The organism is Curtobacterium sp. MCBD17_040 (genome assembly GCF_003234805.2).
GTDB lineage: Bacteria > Actinomycetota > Actinomycetes > Actinomycetales > Microbacteriaceae > Curtobacterium.
Map to the genome: position 1 here is coordinate 1,193,156 of NZ_CP126273.1, position 17,856 is coordinate 1,211,011.

Sequence of the window (17,856 nt, forward strand, 5' to 3'; positions counted from 1 at the left end):
CCCACCGAGCGGGCAGGGGCACGGCGCGGGTCACGACCAGGTCGACGGGACGTGCACCCGGAGCGGCTCGGGCAAGAGGTCGCCGTGCGCGTCCACGAGGTCGTTGCACATGGCCCAGATCTGCTCGGGCGTCAGGGTCGAACTCGCGTTCGGGTCGACGAGCACGGCCTGGCGCACGAGCAGGGGATCGCCGGTCTGCGCCGCGGCCACGGCCAGCTCGGCGACCGACACGTAGTTGCGGTTCTGCGCGGCGCACTGCAGCGGCAGGTTCCCGATGCGGTGCGGCGCGAGGCCGCCCGCGTCGATCGTGCACGGCACCTCGACGGCGGCGCCGGTCGGCAGGTCGTCGATGAGCCCGCGGTTCGGCACGTTCGCGTGGATGACCCGTTCGGTGCCGGTCACCATCGAGTGGATGATCAGCGGTGCGTACTCGGCGGCGCCGTTGTCGTGGAGTTCGAGATCGGTCCCCGAGGCCAGACGAGTCCGTGCGTCCTCGAACTCGTCGACGTTCGCTGCGCTGATGTCGAGGTACTGGAGCGGTTCGATCCGGTACCGGGCGATCTGCTCGGGGGAGCGGAGGAACCACGACAGGTACTCGGAGGAGTGCTCGCTGGTCTCCGTCGGGTAGAACCCGAACCGTTCGAACATCTCGACCCGGACGCGTCGCTGCAGTTCCGGCTCGGAGCGGATCCGCTCGCGCAGTCGCGGGTACAGGTCCTCGCCGTCGCGGGACCACTCGAGCAACCACGCCTGGTGGTTGACGCCCGCAGCACGGTAGTGCGTGCCCTCGAGCGGGACACCGACGAGCTCACACAGCTCGTGGGCGGTCCAGTAGACGCTGTGGCAGAGACCGACCGACCGGATGTCCGGCGCGACGACCGACAGCCACCACACGTTCATCGCCATCGGGTTGGTGTAGTTCATGAGGAGGGCGTCGGGGCACACCGCTCGCATGTCGGCGGTCAGGGCGGTCAGGAACGGGAACGTCCGGAGGCCGCGGAAGACACCGCCGACACCGGTGGTGTCCCCGATCGTCTGCTGCAGGCCGTAGCGCGCCGGGATCTCCAGGTCTTTCCGGGTGCCGTCGATGCCGCCGATCTGCACCATGTTGACGACGAAGTCGCTGCCCTCGAGAGCCAGTCTGCGGTCGAGGCTCGCGACGATCGTGGCGCGCGCGCCGAGCCGCTCGTTCACCTGCTTCGCGGTGCCCTCGGCCACCGCGAGTCGGTCGGGGTCGATGTCGTGGAGCGCGACGGTGACGTCGGCGAGTTCGGGGAAGCGGAGGAGGTCGGTCAGCAGCTGGCGCGTGAACACGACGCTGCCGGCGCCGATGAAGGTAACCCGTGTCATGGTGCTGATCCTCGTCAGCAGTGCGTGGATCGCCAACGGTTTCGCGCGGAACACCCGCAAGTGGACAACAGGAATGAGCGAGTGCGCGCTCCCAGTAGCATCGAGGTATGACCTACCAGGGCGGCCGGGCGGACCCGCACCCGCGCGCGACCTCGGTCAAACGATCGCAGCGCATGCTCGCCATCCTCGAGCGCCTGGCCGAGAGCGGAAGTCTCAGTCTCGAGTCGCTCTCGGCGGAACTCGCGGTGTCCCCGGCGACGATCCGGCGCGACCTCGCCGATCTCGAGGACCAGCAACTCCTGCGTCGTACCCACGGCGGTGCGAAGACCTTCGACACCGCGATCGAACTCCCGGTGCAGCTGAAGGACACCCGGTTCCGTGAGGCGAAGGCGCTGATCGCCCGGAGAGCAGCGCAGCTCATCCCGTCGGGCAGGTACGTCGTCGCCCTCTCCGGTGGCACCACGACGACCGAGGTGGCGCGGGTGCTGGCCACGCGCCGCGAACTCACCATCGTGACCAACTCCCTCACGACCGCGACACAGCTGGCGTCGCGACCCACCCTGCAGGTCATCATGACGGGCGGTCTCGTCCGACCACACTCGTTCGAACTGGTTGGCGTGCTCGCGGAGAACACCTTCAACGCGATCAACGTGGGCACCGCGATCCTCGGCGTCGACGGCATCACCGCCGCGGCCGGAGCCACCACCCACGACGAGGTCGAGGCCCGCACGAACCACGCGATGGTGACGCACGCGCAACGCACGGTCGTCGTGGCCGACGGCTCGAAGGTGGGGCGTGTGACGCTGGCGAGCGTGGCGACCTGCGACCAGGTCCACGACCTCGTGACGGACTCGACCGCCGACCCGGCCGCGCTCGAGGAGCTCCGGGACGCCGGGGTCCGGGTGCACGTCGCCGACGCGTGAGGGCCGGCCGGGGGACCGGTCGCCCGGCACTCGTCCCCGCGGGGGTCGTGCCATCCTGGGAACCGATCGAACACGAGCACGGCGAGCAACGACGCCGACCGAAGGAGCAGACACACGTGATCGCAGGCATCGAGACGGGCGGGACGAAGGTCATCTGCGGGGTGGTCTCCGAGGACGACCCCCAGCGGTTGCTCAGCACGACCCGGATCCCCACGACCACGCCCGACGAGACCACCACCGCGATCAACGCCTTCCTCGACGAGGCCGAGGCGTCGTCGTCCGAGCCGGTCACCGCGCTCGGGGTGGCGTCGTTCGGCCCCGTCAATGTCGACCCCGCCGAGGACCGCTGGGGCTGGGTCACCGGGACGCCCAAGCCGGGATGGGCGGACCAGGACCTGCTCGGACGGATCCCCCTGGCCTCCCGGGTCCCGACCGTGATCATGGCCGACGTGGGCAGCGCGGCCCTCGGCGAAGCGACCTGGGGCGCGGGGCGCGACGTCGACCGCGTCGGGTACGCGACGTTCGGGACCGGCGTGGGCGTCGGCCTCGCGCTCGGCGGCCGACTGCTGCACGGCAACGGCTACCCCGAGATGGGGCACGTCATCGTCCGCAAGCACCCGCAGGACGACTTCGTCGGCAGCTGCCCGTTCCACGGCGACTGCCTCGAGGGGCTCGCGTCCGGGCCGGCCGTGATCGGTCGATGGGGACACGACGCCTCCTCGTTCACCGACCCCGAGGAGCAGGCCCTCGCCTACGAGATGCTCGGCTCCTACATCGCGCAGCTCGCCCTCACGGCGGCGATCACCGCCGGCGTGCAGCGCTTCGTCGTCGGCGGCGGGGTGCTCAAGTCCCCGGGGCTGTTCGATGCCGTGCGGGCGCAGCTGCCGATCCTGTCCGGTGGGCCCGGCGCGGGGCACGCCGCGTCGCTCGACGCACCGGACTTCCTGGCGCAGCCGGCGCTCGGGGACCACTCGGGCGTGCTCGGGGCCGTCGCGGCGGCGCTGACGCTCGAGCGCTGACCCGATCCCGGGCGACTGCGCGCCTGGACGACGACTGCGCGCCTGGACGACGACTGCGCGCCTGGACGACGACTGCGCCGTCGCGACGACAGCGCAGTCGTCGTCCACGCGCGCCCTTCCGGAAGCCTCGCGCCCGCCCCAAGCGCGCTACGGCCGGTAGTCGCCCCGTCGTCGGTACAGTGCCGCGGCGGACTCGTCGGCGAACGGCTTCACGCCGTGCATCCCGCCGACCGTCTTCGCGGCGGTGCTGAGCAGCCACGCTGCCGTTCGTGCTGCGATGGTGATGATCCGCATGCTGACTGCCCCCTCGTGGTGATCGCGAGGCTAGCGCCTCCCGTGTGCTCCCGTCACGGTCCATCGCGGGCGTTGAGCCGCAGTACGGACGACGAGCCGCGCCGATGCGCGGCGGGATGTCCGGAACCCGGTTCGGTCGCGGCGTCAGCGCCGCCGGAGCGCCCGCACCGCTGCGACGACGAGGCAGACCACCGCCGCGAGGACGAGCAGGAGCGCCAGGGTCGCCAGCGCGTTGTCGACCTGGACCGCATCGACGAGGGGCGGGCGGCTGGTGTACCGGACGGCACCGCCCTCGCGCGACGCATGGACGCGCAGGACGAGGACCGCGGTGCCCGCGAGGACCAGGAGCACCGCCGCCGCCGCGAGGAGACGGGCCAGCGGGCGTCGACGTCGGGACACCCGACGAGTCAACCAGAGGTCAACGCCCGGGCACGGCCGCGAGCCGCCGGAACCCCTCGTCGAGCGACACCGCGGGCGTCCACCCGAGGTCGGCCCGGGTCCGCCGCTGGTCGAACCAGTGCGAGGTCGACAGCTGCTCGGCCAGGAAGCGCGTCATCGGCGGCTCGTCGCGCCCGGGCCGGACGCGCCACAGCGCCTCGACGGCGGACCCCGCGACCCGGGCGAGCCCCGCCGGCACGTGCAGCGTCGGCGCCGGCACGCCCGACGCCCGACAGATCCCCGCCAGGAGTTCCGCCACCGGGCGTGGCTCGCCGTTCGTGACGACGTACGCGTTGCCGTGGACGTCCTCGGCCCGGTCGAGTGCGGCCACCATCGCGCTCGCCGCGTTGTCGACGTACGTCGTGTCGATCAGGGCCGCCCCGGCGTCGAGCAGCGGCAGCCGCCCCGCCCGGGCGCGCTCGACGATCCGGCCGACGAGCTGGGTGTCGCCCGGACCCCACACCAGGTGCGGGCGGACCGCGACGACGGCGAACCCGGGAGCGTCGGCCGCCAGCGCAGCGAGCTCGGCCTGCGCCTTCGTGCGGGCGTAGTCCCCACGTGCGCGGAACGGATCGGCGGGCGCGGCGTCGTCCCCGACGATCGAGGCGCCGGCGTGCGCCACCGAGGGCGAGGACACGAACACGAACCGGGACGCCCCCGCCGAGCGGGCCGCGGCGAGCACCGTCCGCGTCCCCTCGACGTTGACGCGCGCGAAGTCCGCGGGGTCGCCCGCGAGCGACACCTTCGCGGCGAGGTGCACGACCGCGTCGGTGTCGGCGACGGCCGCCTCGACGTTGGCGGCCGACGTCAGGGAGCCGAGCCGGTCCTCCAGGCCGAGGACGCCGGACGGGCGCCGCTGGAAGGTGTGCACCGTGTGACCGGCGTCGCGGACCGCGGCGGCCACGGCGCGCCCGAGGAACCCACTCGCGCCCGTCACGAGCACCCTCACGGTCGCACCATCCGGCCCCCCGCGAGCACGCCGGCGGCCCAGCGCGCCACGCGCGTGCGGTCGATCTTCGAGTTGTGTCGGATGTCGGTCGGGAGGCGCGGCACGACCAGCACCGCCGCCACCGGCACGCCGACGGTCGCCCGGACCCGCTCCGCGAGCGCGGGGTCGGCCAGGTGCGGCCGTCGCGCCGCCGGGGTGGTCTCGACGACGGCCACGACCTGCTGCGTCCCGGCGGGGCCGACGCCGACGACGGCCGCGCGGTCGACCTCCGGCACGGACTCGATGCGCTGCTCCGGTCCGACTGGGGTGACGACGCCCGACGCGGTGGCGACGACGTGGGGGAGCCGCCCCTCGACCCAGAGGCGTCCGTCGGCGTCGAGGTGTCCGACGTCGCCGGTGCGGTGCCAGCGACGGTCCGTGCCCACCTGTCGTCGCGCCGCGAGGTCGGTCAGCCACAGCCGGTCGTAGTGGTCCTTGCCGTGCGGCGCAGCGAGGACGATCTCGCCGGTGACCTCCGGTGTCGTGCCGAAGGGACCCGTCGCCGCGCCGAGGTCGTCGAGGGGTGCGATGCGCACGGCGACACCGGCGGCGGGCCTCCCGACGCACACGCCCCCACCGGTCCCGGCCCCGGCCCCGGTCCCCCTTCCGCGAGATCGCAGTCCTTGCCGTTCTGACCCCTGCGACACCGGCGACAACTGCGATCTCGCCGGGGTGTGGGCGGGGCCCACCGCGGCGGCTCGGATGCCCGCGAGGTCGATGTCCGTCATGAGCAGCCCCTCGGTCATGCCGTACGGCGTGTGGGCGCTCGCGGCGGGCATGAGTCGAGCGGCCTCGGCGAGGAGCGGTTCGGGCACGGGAGCGCCCGCGGACAGGAACAGGCGGACGCGTCCGAGCGCGGCGTGGTCCTCGGCGGTCAGCTCTCCGGCCGTGGCCACGACGTTCGCCAGCGCGGCGGGCGACAGGAACACGACGACGCCCTCGCCGCTGGGCTCGGTCCGGCCGGTCCCTTCGGTCCCCGCGGTTCCTTCCGCCGAGATCGCAGTCGTTGCCGCTCCCGACCCGGTCTGAGCGGCAACGACTGCGATCTCGCGGAGGGGAGGGGCGGCGGCGGCGGCCGCAGCGGCGACCGCGCGAGCCGTCAGGGTCCGGGGCGCCGTGACGTCCATGTCGGGCGTCACCGACCGGGCGCCGAGCGCGGGTCCGAGCAGGGCGAACGGCGCGAACCCCGCCACGAGCCCGGTGCCGACGCCGACGCCGTACTGCGTCGCGAGGGCGTCCCGGACGGCGGCGAGCTGCGCGTGCGTGTAGACGACGCCCTTCGCGGGTCCGGTCGATCCCGAGGTGAACAGCACCGCGGCCGTGTCCGTCGGCACGGGTGCCGCGGGCAGCGCGACCCCGGCACGGAGTCGCGCCGCGCCGCGCCTGGCGAGCTCCCCCAGCGTGTGCTCCACGCCGAGGGCGACACGGGCCGCCGGGGGGACCGAGGGCGTGGCGATGCGTCGGCCCGGCCAGCCGAGCGCGCGGGCGGCCGTCAGCCCGGGGAGCGCGCCGACGAGCCAGTCGGGTCGGGCGCCACGCACGGCCCGCGTGAGCCCGCGGACTCCGAGGCCGGCGTCGGCGACGACGACGACCGCCCCGATGCGGACGCAGGCGTAGAGCACGGCGGTCAGGTCGGCGCCCGGCGTCACGAGGAGCGAGACGCGGTCGCCGCGCTGCACCCCGGCGTCGGCCAGACCGGCGGCGATCTCGCGGACGCGACGGCTCAGGAGCCGCCAGCTGACGGAGCGGGGGGGACGGCCGCCGCCGGGCGCCATCTCGACGAGGGCGACGTCGTCGGCGTCGGCGAGTTCGTCGAGGGCCGCCCACACCGGTCGGCTCGCGTCGGCGTCGGCGTCGGCGTCGGGCGGGAGGCCCGCAGTCCCCGCGGCGGGCTCCTGCCCGTCCGGCAGACGGTCGCCGAGCCACGCGAGGACGGCTCCGGCGACGTCGACGTCCTCCGGCAGCAGGTGTCCGGCGCCCTCGAAGCGGTGCACGTCGGCGCGCGGCATCCGCGTCGCCAGGTCGTCGAGGTAGCGCTCGAGGAACACCGGGTCGCGCGGGCCCCACAGCACGAGGGCGGGGACGCCGAGCGCGCGGACGCCCTCGGCGATCCGGTCGAGTTCGACGGCGCTCGGGTGGCGGTCGTCGACGGGGATGTCCGCCACGAACCCGCCGATGCCGCCCCGTCGGTCGGCTCCGCGGTACGGCGAACGGTAGGCGTCGCGCACGGGAGCGGGGAGCGGCGGGTGGGCGATCGCGAGCGTCGTCTCGAGGAACCCGGGTGTCAGGACCGTCGCGCGCCCGAGCACGGACGGCCGCAGGGCGAGCCGGAGCGGCGCGGGGATCGGGGCGTCGGCGGGCTGGTGCACGGCGGTGTTGCACACGACGACGCCGGCGAGCAGCTCCGGGTGGTCCACGGCCCAGCCGAGGGACACGACGCCGCCCCAGTCGTGTCCGAGGGTGACGACGGGACCGGTGAGGCCGAGTTCGTCGGTGAGGGCGCCGAGGTCCGCGACGCGCTGCGCGAGTCCGCGGGGCACACCGCTCCGCTCCGAGTACCCCATGTCGAGCTGGTCGACGGCGACCACGCGCCAGGCCGGACCGCCGGCCCGGGCGGTCTCGGTCGCGGCGGTGAGGACGCTGCGCCAGAGGTACGACCAGGTCGGGTTCCCGTGGACGCAGAGGACGGTGCCGACGGGCTCGACCCCGAGCTCGGCGAGCTGTCCCGCGTTGTCGAGCAGGTGCCAGGTGCGCGTGGCGGGCGACGGGCCTCCTGGCGCGTGCTCGGGCGCGACCGCGGGGGTCACGACGAGGCGCGACCAGGCGGGGTCGAGTCCGGGGAGGTGCGGGGGGAGCGCGGCGGGCGCGGTCGCCGCGGCGGCGCGCGGCAGGCCGGACCTCACCAGTCGATCTCCATCATGGCGGTGTTGAGGCCGGAGCCGACGCCGCCGAGCAGGACGCGGTCGCCGCGCCGCACGTTGCCGGCCTGGACCTCTTCGGCCAGGGTGATCGGGATCGACGCCGGACCGACGTTGCCGTACCGCGAGTAGGTCACGGGGACGCGGTCGCGGTCGATGTCGATCGCCTCGACGATCGCCTTCATGTGGATGTCCGACACCTGGTGGAAGATGTAGCGGTCCATGCCGCCCCAACTCCAGTCGCGCTTGGCCTCGTTCCAGGCGGACACGACGAGCTCGACGCCGCCGCGGAGCAGGGCCTTGGCGTCGGTGAACATGCCGTCCACGCTGCCGACGCAGAGGTCGTACCACTGGGTCGCGGCTCGGGTGACGCCGCCGTGGATGCGGTGCCCCTCCGGGTGGACGTCCATCGGGCCGAGCACGGCGGCCGCGGCGCCGGATCCGAGGGTGAGGCTCGCGAACTCGCTCATGAAGTCCTTGCGGTTCCGACCGCCCTCGCTCAGGCGCGCGATCGTGTTGAGCTGGACCTGGTCGGCGTCCTCGCCGTCGATGACGACCGCGTACTGGATCTGACCCGAGTCGATCATGCCCGCGGCGACGCTCATCGCGTTGACGAACCCGAGGCATGCGTTCGCGATGTCGAAGTTGATCGCGGACGTCGGCAGCCCGAGCCCGTGGTGCAGGCGGACCGCCACGCTCGGCTCGAGGTGCGGGCGGGTCACCGACGTGTTGATGAGCAGCCCGACCTGGTCCGGACGGACGCCGGCCTCGGCGAGCGCCCGGCGGGCGGCGTCGATCGCGGCCTCGTCGAAGCTCTGCTCGGGGCCCCAGTTCCGACGCTCCTTGACGCCCGCGACCCGCTCGAGCAGGCCCTTCGGGAGGCGGAGGCGTCGGAGCACGGGGTGGAGGCGCTCCTCGATGTCCGCGGACGTCGTGACGCGATCGGCGATCGTGGTCGCGACGGCGAGCAGACCGACGTTCTCGTGACGGGTGGTGGCGTTGCCGGGGGCGGGGAGGTCGGCCCGGCGCGTCTCTGGGGTGGCTGCGGGGCGGTCTGTGACGGTTGACACCTCATCAATGATGCACCCCTCCCGCTGGGCGGTGTGCGCGTCGACGGTCGTCACAGCGCGCGGAGCTTCTCCAGGAGGGGACCGGCGGCCTCGTCGAGGAACCGGTCCTGACCCTCGTCGCCGACCTGGACGATCGCGATGTCGGTGAAACCGGCGTCGAGGAACGGCCGCACGCTCTCGGCGAGTCGGTCGAGGTCGGGGCCGCACGCGATCGACTCCGCGACGTCCTCGGGACGCACGAACTGGCTGGCGCTGTCGAACGACGCGGGGGTGGGCAGGTCCGCGTTGACGTGCCAGCCGCCGGCGAACCAGCGGAACAGGTCGTGTGCCCGCGCGACCGCGGCGTCCTCGTCGGGGTCCCAGCAGATCGGGATCTGGCCGATCTTGCGTGACGGGGCGCCCTGGTGGTGCTCGTCCCACCCCTGCACGAGCTCGGGCACGGGATCGGTGGTGATCATGTGGTCGCCGAGGGGTGCGAACCGCTCGATGCCCTTCGCGCCGGACACCGCGACGCCGATCGGGACCCCGCCGTCCGGGACGTCCCAGAGCTTCGCCTGGTCGACGCGGAAGTGCGTGCCCTCCCACGTCACGACGTCACCGGACTCGAGCGCGCGGATGATGTGGATGGCCTCCTCGAGCATGTCCTGTCGTTCGCCGACCGCGGGCCAGCGTTCCCCGACGATGTGCTCGTTGAGGTTCTCGCCGGCACCGAGCCCGAGCGTGAACCGGCCCTCGGACAGGATCTGGAGCGTCGCGGCCTTCTGTGCGACCACGGCCGGGTGGTACCGGATCGTCGGGCAGGTCACGTAGGTCATGAGCTCGACCGTGCTCGTCACCTGCGCCACGGCGCCGAGGACGGTCCAGGCATAGGGGGCGTGCCCCATGCTCTCGAGCCAGGGGAAGGCGTGGTCGCTCGACACCTCGAAGTCGTATCCGACGTCCTCGGCCTTCTGCGCGTACCGGACGAGCTCGCGGGGGCCGCTCTGCTCGGTCATCAGGGTGTAGCCGAAGTTCGTCATCAGGGTGCTCCTCGTCAACGGTGTCCGGATTCCTCGTCTACGCCTCGACGGCCACGAGCGCGCATCCTGCCGCCGCGGATCGGGTGCCACGGGTGCTCCGCGGCGGCCCGGGATCGGGGAAACACCGCCGACACGGCCCGGACACCCCGCCGACACGCCGCCCGCGTAGCGTGCAGGGATGAGTGCAGAGCTGACGCTGGGCGCCGAGGAAGAGCTCCACCTCATCGACCTGCGGACAGGGCGGTTGTCCGCCAAGGCCCCCCAGCTCCTCCCGGGCCTGCCGCCCGACCGGTACGGCGCCGAGCTGCAGCGGACGACGATCGAGACGAACGTGCCGGTGGTGCGGGACCTCGCGGACCTCCGGACCGAGATCGTCCGGCTCCGGACGGACCTGACGGCGGCGATCGCCCCGCACGGGCTCGCGATCGGGAGCGTCGGGACGGCGCCGCGCTCGGAGTTCGCCGACTTCGAGCTGACGTCGACCGGCCGGTACGGGCGCATGCAGGAGCAGTACCGGATGCTCGTCGACGAGCAGCTCATCTGCGGGCTGCAGATCCACGTCGGCGTGAGCGACCGCGACCTGGCGGTGCAGATCGCCCAGCGGGTCGCCCCCGCGCTGCCGGTGCTGCTCGCCCTGAGCGCGAGCAGCCCGTACTGGAACGGCCAGGACACCGGGTACGCGAGCATCCGCAGCATCATCTGGCAGCGCTGGCCCACCGCGGGTTCGTTCGGCCGGATGACGAGCGCGGCCGAGTACGACCGGATGCTGCAGGACCTCATCGCGAGCGGGGTGATCGCCGACTCCAAGATGGCGTACTTCGACGTCCGGCCGTCCTCGCACGCCCCGACGCTCGAGCTGCGGGTGTGCGACGCGACGCCGATCGTCGACGATGCCGTGCTCATCGCGGGCCTGTTCCGCGCCGCGGTCCGCCGCGCGGAGCAGGACATCGAGCGCGGTGACGAGTGGCGCCCCCGCCGGGAGCCCCTGCACCGGGCGGCGATGTGGCAGGCGGCCCGTGGCGGCCTCTCGGGCGAGCTCGTCGGGCTCGGCGAACACCCCGAGCGGCTCCCGGCCCACGTGGCGGTGCGGCAGCTCGTCGACCGCCTCCGTCCGCAGCTCGAGGAGCTCGGGGACTGGGGCATGGTCGGGGCGCTCGTCGAGGAGACGCTGGCCCGCGGCAACTCGGCGGACCGGCAGCGCACGGCGTACGCCGAGCGGGGGGAGCTCGACGACGTCGTCGACCTGGTGGTCCGCGAGTCCCGGAGCGATCCCGACGTCGGCGCCGACGAGCGCGCGGTCGCCATCCCCGGGTACCACGTGCGCGCGGGCGACGAGGCGGTCGGGCCGGGTGCCTCCCCGCGCCCGGTCTTCCGTGACCTCGCCGGGTACCTCCGTGGGTGGGACGGCGACGAGGCGCTCGCCCGGTGCGCCGCCCGCGACGCGTGGACGGAGCGGGAGCAGCTCGGGTTCGTCATCGGTGGTGCCCGTCAGCCGTTCCACTGCGACCTCGTCCCGCGCATCGTCAACCCGTACGAGTGGGGCCAGCTGCAGCGCGGGCTGACGCAACGGGCACGCGCGATCGAGGCGTTCCTCCAGGACGCGTACGGCGATCGGCGGATCGTCGCCGACGGTGTGCTGCGTGAGTCCGACGTCGTCGGCGCGGCCGGGTGGCGCGATGAGGCCACGCGGCTGCCGGCGGGCACGGTCCGGGCCGCGGTGCAGGGGTTCGACGTCGTCCGCAACGAGTTCGGCGGATGGCGGGTCCTCGAGGACAACGTCCGCTCACCGAGCGGCGTGGCGTACGCGCTCGCGGTGCGGCGGCTCATCGACGACGTCCTGCCGGACGCGCCTCGCCCGACGGGGCTCCGGGACCCGCGGAGCGTCCTGCCGCTGTTGCGCGCGACCCTGGCCGCCCCGGCACGCGCCCGCGGCGTCGCGGAGCCGACGCTCGCGGTGCTGACGAGCGGTCCGTCGAGCGAGGCCTGGTACGAGCACCACACCTTGGCGGACGAGGCGGGCATGCTGCTGCTCACCCCCGACGACGTCGCCGTCCGGGAGGCCCGGGTCGTCGAGCGATCGACCGGTCGCGTCGTCGACGCCCTTCTGATCCGCATCGACGGCGAGGTGGTCGACATGGCGAACGACGCCGACCCGGACCTCGGCGAGCACGTCCTCGCGGTCGCCGCCGCGGGGGACGTGTTCCTCGCGAACGGCCCGGGCAACGGTCTGGCCGACGACAAGTCGATGTACGTCTCGGTGCAGGACCTCATCTGGTACTACCTCGACGAGCGACCGTTGCTCGAGTCCGTGCCGACGTACCGGACGCGGGACGAGTCGGAGCGTCTCACCGTCCTCGAGCGCGTCGGCGAGCTCGTGACGAAGCCCGTCGACGGCGAGGGCGGCCGCGGTGTGCTCATCGGACCGAGCGCCACCGCGGAGGAGGTCGCCGACCGGCGGACCGCCATCGCCGCCGCTCCCGAGGCGTGGGTGGCGCAGGAGGTCGTCCAGCTGTCCTCGCACCCGACGCTCACGCCCGCCGGGCTCGAACCCCGGCACGTCGACCTCCGCGCGTTCGTGTACCTCACGGGGACCGGAGCGGACGAGGCGCGACTCGCCGACGTCGCGCTGACCCGGGTCGCGCCCGAGGGCAGCATGGTCGTCAACTCGTCCCGGGGCGGCGGAGCGAAGGACACGTGGATCGTGGGAGGGGACTGACATGTGCGGACTCGCGGGGGAGCTCCGCTCCGACGGCCGTCCCGCCGAGGTCGGCGTGCCGATGCGTGTCACTCACGCGGGACCGCATCCGGTTCGCGTCCACGCTGCCGGCGCGGACACCGACACGTCGCGACGGACGCTCGTGGCGACGATGGTCCGGTTCCTGGCCGACGTGCTCGGCGCCGGCTGACGCTGTGGCCGACCGCCGCCACCGGTGGTTGGCTGTGAGGGTCGGGTCGGGAGGCCCGGACCGCCGCACCCGGAGCGGGTGCGGCCGACACGACGACCGGGAGGACCAGCACGTGTTCGAGATCGCCGACCGGATCCTCGCCCGACTCGACGCAGGCGAGGCCGTCGCCGTCGCGACGGCCGTGGGCGTGGACGGGAGCGCGCCCCGCGGCGCCGGGACCTCGATGGCCGTCACCGTCGACGGCACCGTGATCGGGAGCATCTCCGGGGGCTGTGTCGAGGGCGCCGTCTACGAGATGTGCGAGCGGGTCCTCGCGTCCGGCGTCGCGGAACTCGAGTCCTTCGGCCACGACGACCACCCGTTCGCGGTCGGCCTGGCCTGCGGTGGACGGGTCGAGGTCCTCGCGACCCGCCTCACGCGCGACGACCTGGTCGCCGTCGACGCCCTGCGCCGAGCCGCGGCCGGGCGTCCTGCCCGCGTGACGCGGGTCCTCGAGGGTCCCCGGCTCGGAGCGATCGTGGCCCGGCCGGACGAGTGCTCGGACGTCCGGAGCGCCACCGAGCGCAACGAGCCGGCACCGCGCATGGTCGTCGTCGGCGCGGTCGAGTTCGCGGTCGCACTCACCAACGCGGCGTCGACCCTCGGCTACCGGGTGACGGTCTGCGACCCCCGCCCGGTGTTCGCGACCCCGGAACGGTTCCCCGCCGCGGCCGAGGTGGTGGTCGCCTGGCCGCCGACGTGGCTCGCGTGCGCCGGGCTGGACGCCGACACCGCGGTCGTGGTCGTGAGCCACGACGACCGGTTCGACGCCGAGGTCGTCGCGCTCGCCCTCGAGCGGGGCGCCGGGTACGTCGGGGCCATGGGATCGCGGCGCACGCACGAGCGGCGGATGCAGGAACTCGCCGGGCTGGGCGTGACGGACGTCGCACGACTGCGGTCGCCGATCGGCCTGGACCTCGGTGCGGAGACCCCGGAGGAGGTCGCCGTGTCGATCCTCGCCGAGGTGCTCGCAACGAGGAACGCCACCAGTGCGCGGCCGCTCCGGGAGCGCTCAGGGAACATCCACCCGGCGCGGGCGGCGTCCACCGCGTCCTGACCCGGTCGGCGTCAGGCCCGCGAGGGCAGCGCCCCGACGAGCTTGTCCGGCTGCACGGGCAGCGAGCGGATGCGGACACCGGTCGCGTGCCACACGGCGTTGGTGACGGCGGCTGCGGCCCCGACGATCCCGATCTCGCCGATCCCCTTGCCGCCCATCGGCGCGAGGTGGTCGTCGCGTTCGTCGAGCCACTCGACGTGCAGGTCCTCGACGTCGGCGTTCGCCGCCACGTGGTAGGTCGCCAGGTCGTGGTTGCCGTAGTCCCCGAGCACGGGATCGAGCAGGCCGTGCTCGTGCAGGGCCATCGACAGGCCCATGGTCATGCCGCCGACGAACTGCGATCGAGCGGTGCGGGGGTTCATGATCCGTCCCGCCGCGAACACCCCGACCATGCGGGGGACCACGACCTCACCCGAGTCCAGGTCGACCCGCGCCTCGACGAACTGCGCGCCGAACGCCTGACGGACGTACGGGCCCATGGCGGCGACGTCCTCGGTGGTGTCGACCACCACCTCCAGGCCCTCGGGCGGCACCGGCTGACCCTCGTCGAGCAGCGCGGTGAGGTGGCGGCACGCCTTCGTGACGGCCCACCCCCAGGACGCCGTGCCGGACGAGCCGCCCGCGACGGACGCGACGGGCAGGTCGCTGTCCGCGATGCTGATGTCGATCGCCTCGACGGGGACGTCCAGCGCGTCGGCGGCGATCTGCGCCATCACCGTGCGCGCGCCGGTGCCGATGTCCGTCGCGTTGACACCGATCGCGTAGCGTCCGCCGGGCAGCGCCGTCGCCCGGGCACCGCTCTGCTGGGCCATCGCGGGGTACGACGACGCAGCCACACCGGTGCCGACGAGCCATCGGCCTTCGCGTCGAACGCCGGGCCGTGGGTCGCGGCCGTCCCACCCGAACAGCTCGGCGCCCCGGCGCAGGCAGGCGACGAGGTTCCGGCTGCTGAAGGGCTGCCCGGACTCCGGGTCGACCTCCGGGTCGTTGCGCACGCGGAGCTCGACGGGGTCGATCCCCGCGGCGATCGCGAGTTCGTCCATCGCGGACTCGAGTGCGTACATGCCGGGGCACTCGCCCGGGGCCCGCATCCACCGCGGCGTCGGGACGTCGAGGCCTGCGAGGCGGTGCGTGACGAGCATGTTCGGAGCCCCGTACATGTGCCGGGTGACCTCGCCGGTCTGCTCCGCGAACTCCTGGATGCTCGACGTGTGCGAGTACGCCTGGTGCGACACCGCCGTCAGGTGGCCGTCGGTGTCGAGCCCGAGCCGCATGCGCGAGATCGTCGGCGTGCGGTAGCCCGCGATCGCGAACATCATCTGCCGCGTGTAGGCGATCTTGACGGGTCGACCCGTGGCCATCGTCGCCATCACGGCGAGCGGGACGTTCGGCCGTGGGGATCCCTTCGACCCGAACCCGCCGCCGACGTGTTCGGCCCGGACGCGTACGGACGAGGGGTCGAGCCCGAACAGCGAGACGATCGTCGACTGGTCGGGGCTCGTGCCCTGCGACGCGTCGACCACGTCCAACCGGCCGTCGTGCCAGTGCGCGGTGGTCGCGTGGGGTTCCATCGGGTTGTTGAAGAGCGCGGGCGTCCGGTACGTCGCGTCGATGCTCGTGGCCGCCGTGGCGAGGGCGGCGTCGACGTCCCCCTCGCTCGAGTCGGTGGCGAACCCCGCGTTCACCTGCTCGGGCGCGTAGAGCTTCGGGTGGTCCTCGGTGAGGACGACGTCCATGCCCTCCTCGGCGTACTCGGGCACGAACCGGGCTGCCGCCTCGCGGGCGGTCTCGAGGGTCTCGGCCACGACGAGGGCGACCACCTGGCCCCGGTACGCGATCCGGTCGGACTGCAGCACGAGCAACTCGGCGTCGTCCGACTCCTGCAGGCGCGGCGCGTCCTCGTGGGTGAGCACCGTGACCACGCCGGGCATGGCGCGGACCTCGTCGACGTTCGTGGCGACGATCCGACCTGTCACGACGGAGGCCTGCACCGGCCAGGCGTAGAGGACGTCGTCCTCCGGCCCCTGCTCGAAGGCGTACCGCGCGATGCCGGTGGTCTTCTCCCGCCCCTCGAGGCGGGCGAGGGGAGCCCCGATCGCGGTCACGCCGCGGCCTCGCCGGTGTCCGCCGCGCGACCGTTCGTCGGGCCGGCGGCGTCGTCGACGCCCGTGAGTTCGGCGAGGACGCCGACGACGAGCCGCCGCAGCAGCGGGACCTTGAACGCGTTCTGGTTGGTCGGGGTCGCGGCGGCCAGCTCGGCGTCGGCAGCCGCGGCGAACGCCGACAGGGTCACGGGGCCGCCCCGCAACGCGTCCTCGGCGGCGGAGGCGCGCCACGGCTTGTGCGACGCGGCACCGAACGCGATCCGGACGTCGCGGACGACGTCGCCGTCGACGTCGATCGCGGCCGCGACGGAGGCGAGTGCGAAGGCGTAGGACCGGCGGTCGCGGGCCTTGCGGTACGTCGAGTGGGCGGCGAACGGCAGCGCGGGGATCGTCACGGCGGTGATGACCGCGCCGACCGGCAGGTTCGTGTCACGCTCCGGCTCGTCGCCGGGGAGCCGGTAGAAGTCGCCGATCCGGAGCGAGGACGGCCCCTCCGTGGTCGTGAAGTGCACGGTCGCGTCGAGTGCGGTGAGCGCCACGGCCATGTCGCCGGGGTGCGTCGCGATGCACGAGTGGGACGTGCCGAGCACGGCGAGTTCGCGCGACAGGCCCTCAATCGCCGGACAGCCGGTCCCGGGCTCCCGCTTGTTGCACGGCTTGCTCACGTCGTTGAAGTACACGCACCGGGTCCGCTGGAGGAGGTTGCCGGCGGTGGTCGCCCGGTTCCGGAGCTGTCCGGACGCCCCGGCGAGGAGTGCGCGGCTCAACACCGGGAAGCGCGTACGGACGGCCGGATGCGCGGCGAGGTCGGCGTTGAGCACGCCCGCGCCGATGGTGAGCGAGCCGTCGGGCTCCTCCACGACGTCGGTCAGACCGAGGTGGGACACGTCGACCAGGCGATCGGGCCGCTCGACGCCGAGCTTCATGAGGTCGACCAGGTTCGTGCCGCCGGCGAGGGGCTTGGCCGTCGGCTCCGCCGCGAGCCGCCGGACCGCGTCGTCGACGTCCGTCGCGCGCTCGTACTCGAACGTCTTCATCGTGCAGCCCCTGTCGTCTCGTCACGCCGCTGCGTGCCGTCGGTGTCGTCGGTCTCGGTGTGCACGTGGACCGCGTCGGCGGCGTCGGCGTCGTGGACCGCGGCCACGATGTTGACGTACGCACCGCAGCGGCAGATGTTGCCGCTCATCCGTTCCCTGATCTCGGCGTCATCGAGGACGATCTCGTCGGCCGCGAGGTCGGTGGTGACGTGGCTCGGCATCCCCGCACGGGCCTCGCGGAGCGCGCCGATGGTCGAGCAGATCTGGCCCGGCGTGCAGTACCCGCACTGGTACGCGTCGCGCTCGAGGAAGGCCACCTGCACCGGATGGAGATCGTCACCGTCCGCGAGTCCCTCGATGGTCGTCACGGCGCTGCCCTCCGCCGCGACCGCGAGCACGAGACAGCTGTTCACCCGGCGGCCGTCGAGGAGCACCGTGCACGCGCCGCACTGGCCGTGGTCGCAGCCCTTCTTCGAGCCGATGAGGTCGAGCCGCTCGCGGAGCACGTCGAGCAACGACGTGCGGTTGTCCACCACCAGCGGGCGGTCCTCGCCGTTGATCCGCAGCGTCACCGCCGTCGTGGGTACTGCATCCCGCACCGAAGCGTCCATGGGTGGAACGTACCCATGGTCGGCTGGTGTGTCCGGAGGCAGGAGCGTTCCTGTGGACGGAGTACCGTCGGCTCGTCCCTGA

15 protein-coding genes are annotated in these 17,856 nt (G+C 73.6%); 5 read left to right on the top strand and 10 right to left on the bottom strand.

Translation table 11 applies throughout. The features are described from left to right. Window positions 1–30: 30 nt before the first annotated feature. Window positions 31–1,350: an alpha-glucosidase/alpha-galactosidase gene (locus DEI94_RS05690; RefSeq protein WP_111026828.1), complete on the bottom strand. Its 1,320-nt coding sequence runs from the start codon at window positions 1,348–1,350 to the stop codon at window positions 31–33. A gap of 107 nt (window positions 1,351–1,457) precedes the next feature. Between DEI94_RS05690 and DEI94_RS05695 the strand changes: the two genes are divergently transcribed. After that, the gene (locus DEI94_RS05695) at window positions 1,458–2,273 is read left to right on the top strand and encodes a DeoR/GlpR family DNA-binding transcription regulator (RefSeq protein ID WP_111008553.1); all 816 of its coding nucleotides are present in this window, start codon (window positions 1,458–1,460) and stop codon (window positions 2,271–2,273) included. Window positions 2,274–2,389: 116 nt separating this feature from the next. Then, complete coding sequence (locus DEI94_RS05700) at window positions 2,390–3,292, top strand: ROK family protein (RefSeq protein WP_181435280.1); 903 nt, start codon at window positions 2,390–2,392, stop codon at window positions 3,290–3,292. Between the two features lie 147 nt (window positions 3,293–3,439). Here DEI94_RS05700 and DEI94_RS05705 read toward each other — a convergent pair whose 3' ends face one another. From DEI94_RS05705 to DEI94_RS05730, 6 genes are all read right to left on the bottom strand, one after another. Then, window positions 3,440–3,586, bottom strand: a complete 147-nt coding sequence (locus DEI94_RS05705; protein WP_181439672.1) for a hypothetical protein — start codon at window positions 3,584–3,586, stop codon at window positions 3,440–3,442. Between the two features lie 144 nt (window positions 3,587–3,730). After that, window positions 3,731–3,985: a hypothetical protein gene (locus tag DEI94_RS05710; protein WP_111008555.1), complete on the bottom strand. Its 255-nt coding sequence runs from the start codon at window positions 3,983–3,985 to the stop codon at window positions 3,731–3,733. Between the two features lie 19 nt (window positions 3,986–4,004). Further along, window positions 4,005–4,973 carry an NAD-dependent epimerase/dehydratase family protein gene (locus DEI94_RS05715; RefSeq protein ID WP_111026829.1) on the bottom strand — a complete coding sequence of 323 codons (969 nt, stop codon included), beginning with the start codon at window positions 4,971–4,973 and terminating at the stop codon, window positions 4,005–4,007. Further along, window positions 4,970–7,915, bottom strand: a complete 2,946-nt coding sequence (locus tag DEI94_RS05720; protein ID WP_258378012.1) for an alpha/beta fold hydrolase — start codon at window positions 7,913–7,915, stop codon at window positions 4,970–4,972. The genes DEI94_RS05715 and DEI94_RS05720 overlap by 4 nt, the downstream gene beginning before the upstream one ends. After that, on the bottom strand, window positions 7,912–8,901 hold the full coding sequence (locus DEI94_RS05725) for a 3-oxoacyl-ACP synthase III (protein ID WP_258370104.1): 990 nt from the start codon (window positions 8,899–8,901) through the stop codon (window positions 7,912–7,914). Before DEI94_RS05725 ends, DEI94_RS05720 begins: the two co-directional genes overlap by 4 nt. Window positions 8,902–9,050: 149 nt before the next feature. Then, complete coding sequence (locus tag DEI94_RS05730; protein ID WP_111026830.1) at window positions 9,051–10,019, bottom strand: TIGR03557 family F420-dependent LLM class oxidoreductase; 969 nt, start codon at window positions 10,017–10,019, stop codon at window positions 9,051–9,053. Between the two features lie 178 nt (window positions 10,020–10,197). Between DEI94_RS05730 and DEI94_RS05735 the strand changes: the two genes are divergently transcribed. The 3 genes from DEI94_RS05735 (at window position 10,198) to DEI94_RS05745 (ending at window position 14,021) form a co-directional block, all read left to right on the top strand. After that, window positions 10,198–12,735 carry a carboxylate--amine ligase/circularly permuted type 2 ATP-grasp protein gene (locus DEI94_RS05735; RefSeq protein WP_111008558.1) on the top strand — a complete coding sequence of 846 codons (2,538 nt, stop codon included), beginning with the start codon at window positions 10,198–10,200 and terminating at the stop codon, window positions 12,733–12,735. A gap of 1 nt (window position 12,736) precedes the next feature. After that, window positions 12,737–12,925, top strand: a complete 189-nt coding sequence (locus tag DEI94_RS05740) for a hypothetical protein (RefSeq protein ID WP_111008559.1) — start codon at window positions 12,737–12,739, stop codon at window positions 12,923–12,925. Window positions 12,926–13,037: 112 nt separating this feature from the next. Next, on the top strand, window positions 13,038–14,021 hold the full coding sequence (locus DEI94_RS05745) for an XdhC family protein (RefSeq protein ID WP_258368386.1): 984 nt from the start codon (window positions 13,038–13,040) through the stop codon (window positions 14,019–14,021). An 11-nt stretch (window positions 14,022–14,032) separates the two neighbouring features. Here DEI94_RS05745 and DEI94_RS05750 read toward each other — a convergent pair whose 3' ends face one another. From DEI94_RS05750 to DEI94_RS05760, 3 genes are read right to left on the bottom strand one after another with little or no spacing between them, the layout of a single operon-like run. Further along, window positions 14,033–16,126 (bottom strand): xanthine dehydrogenase family protein molybdopterin-binding subunit, encoded by a 2,094-nt coding sequence (locus DEI94_RS05750; RefSeq protein ID WP_111026831.1) that lies wholly within the window; start codon window positions 16,124–16,126, stop codon window positions 14,033–14,035. Beyond that, window positions 16,123–17,163 (bottom strand): FAD binding domain-containing protein, encoded by a 1,041-nt coding sequence (locus tag DEI94_RS05755; RefSeq protein WP_111026832.1) that lies wholly within the window; start codon window positions 17,161–17,163, stop codon window positions 16,123–16,125. The genes DEI94_RS05750 and DEI94_RS05755 overlap by 4 nt, the downstream gene beginning before the upstream one ends. Further along, complete coding sequence (locus tag DEI94_RS05760) at window positions 17,160–17,774, bottom strand: 2Fe-2S iron-sulfur cluster-binding protein (protein WP_111008562.1); 615 nt, start codon at window positions 17,772–17,774, stop codon at window positions 17,160–17,162. Before DEI94_RS05760 ends, DEI94_RS05755 begins: the two co-directional genes overlap by 4 nt. Between the last annotated feature and the right edge of the window lie 82 nt (window positions 17,775–17,856).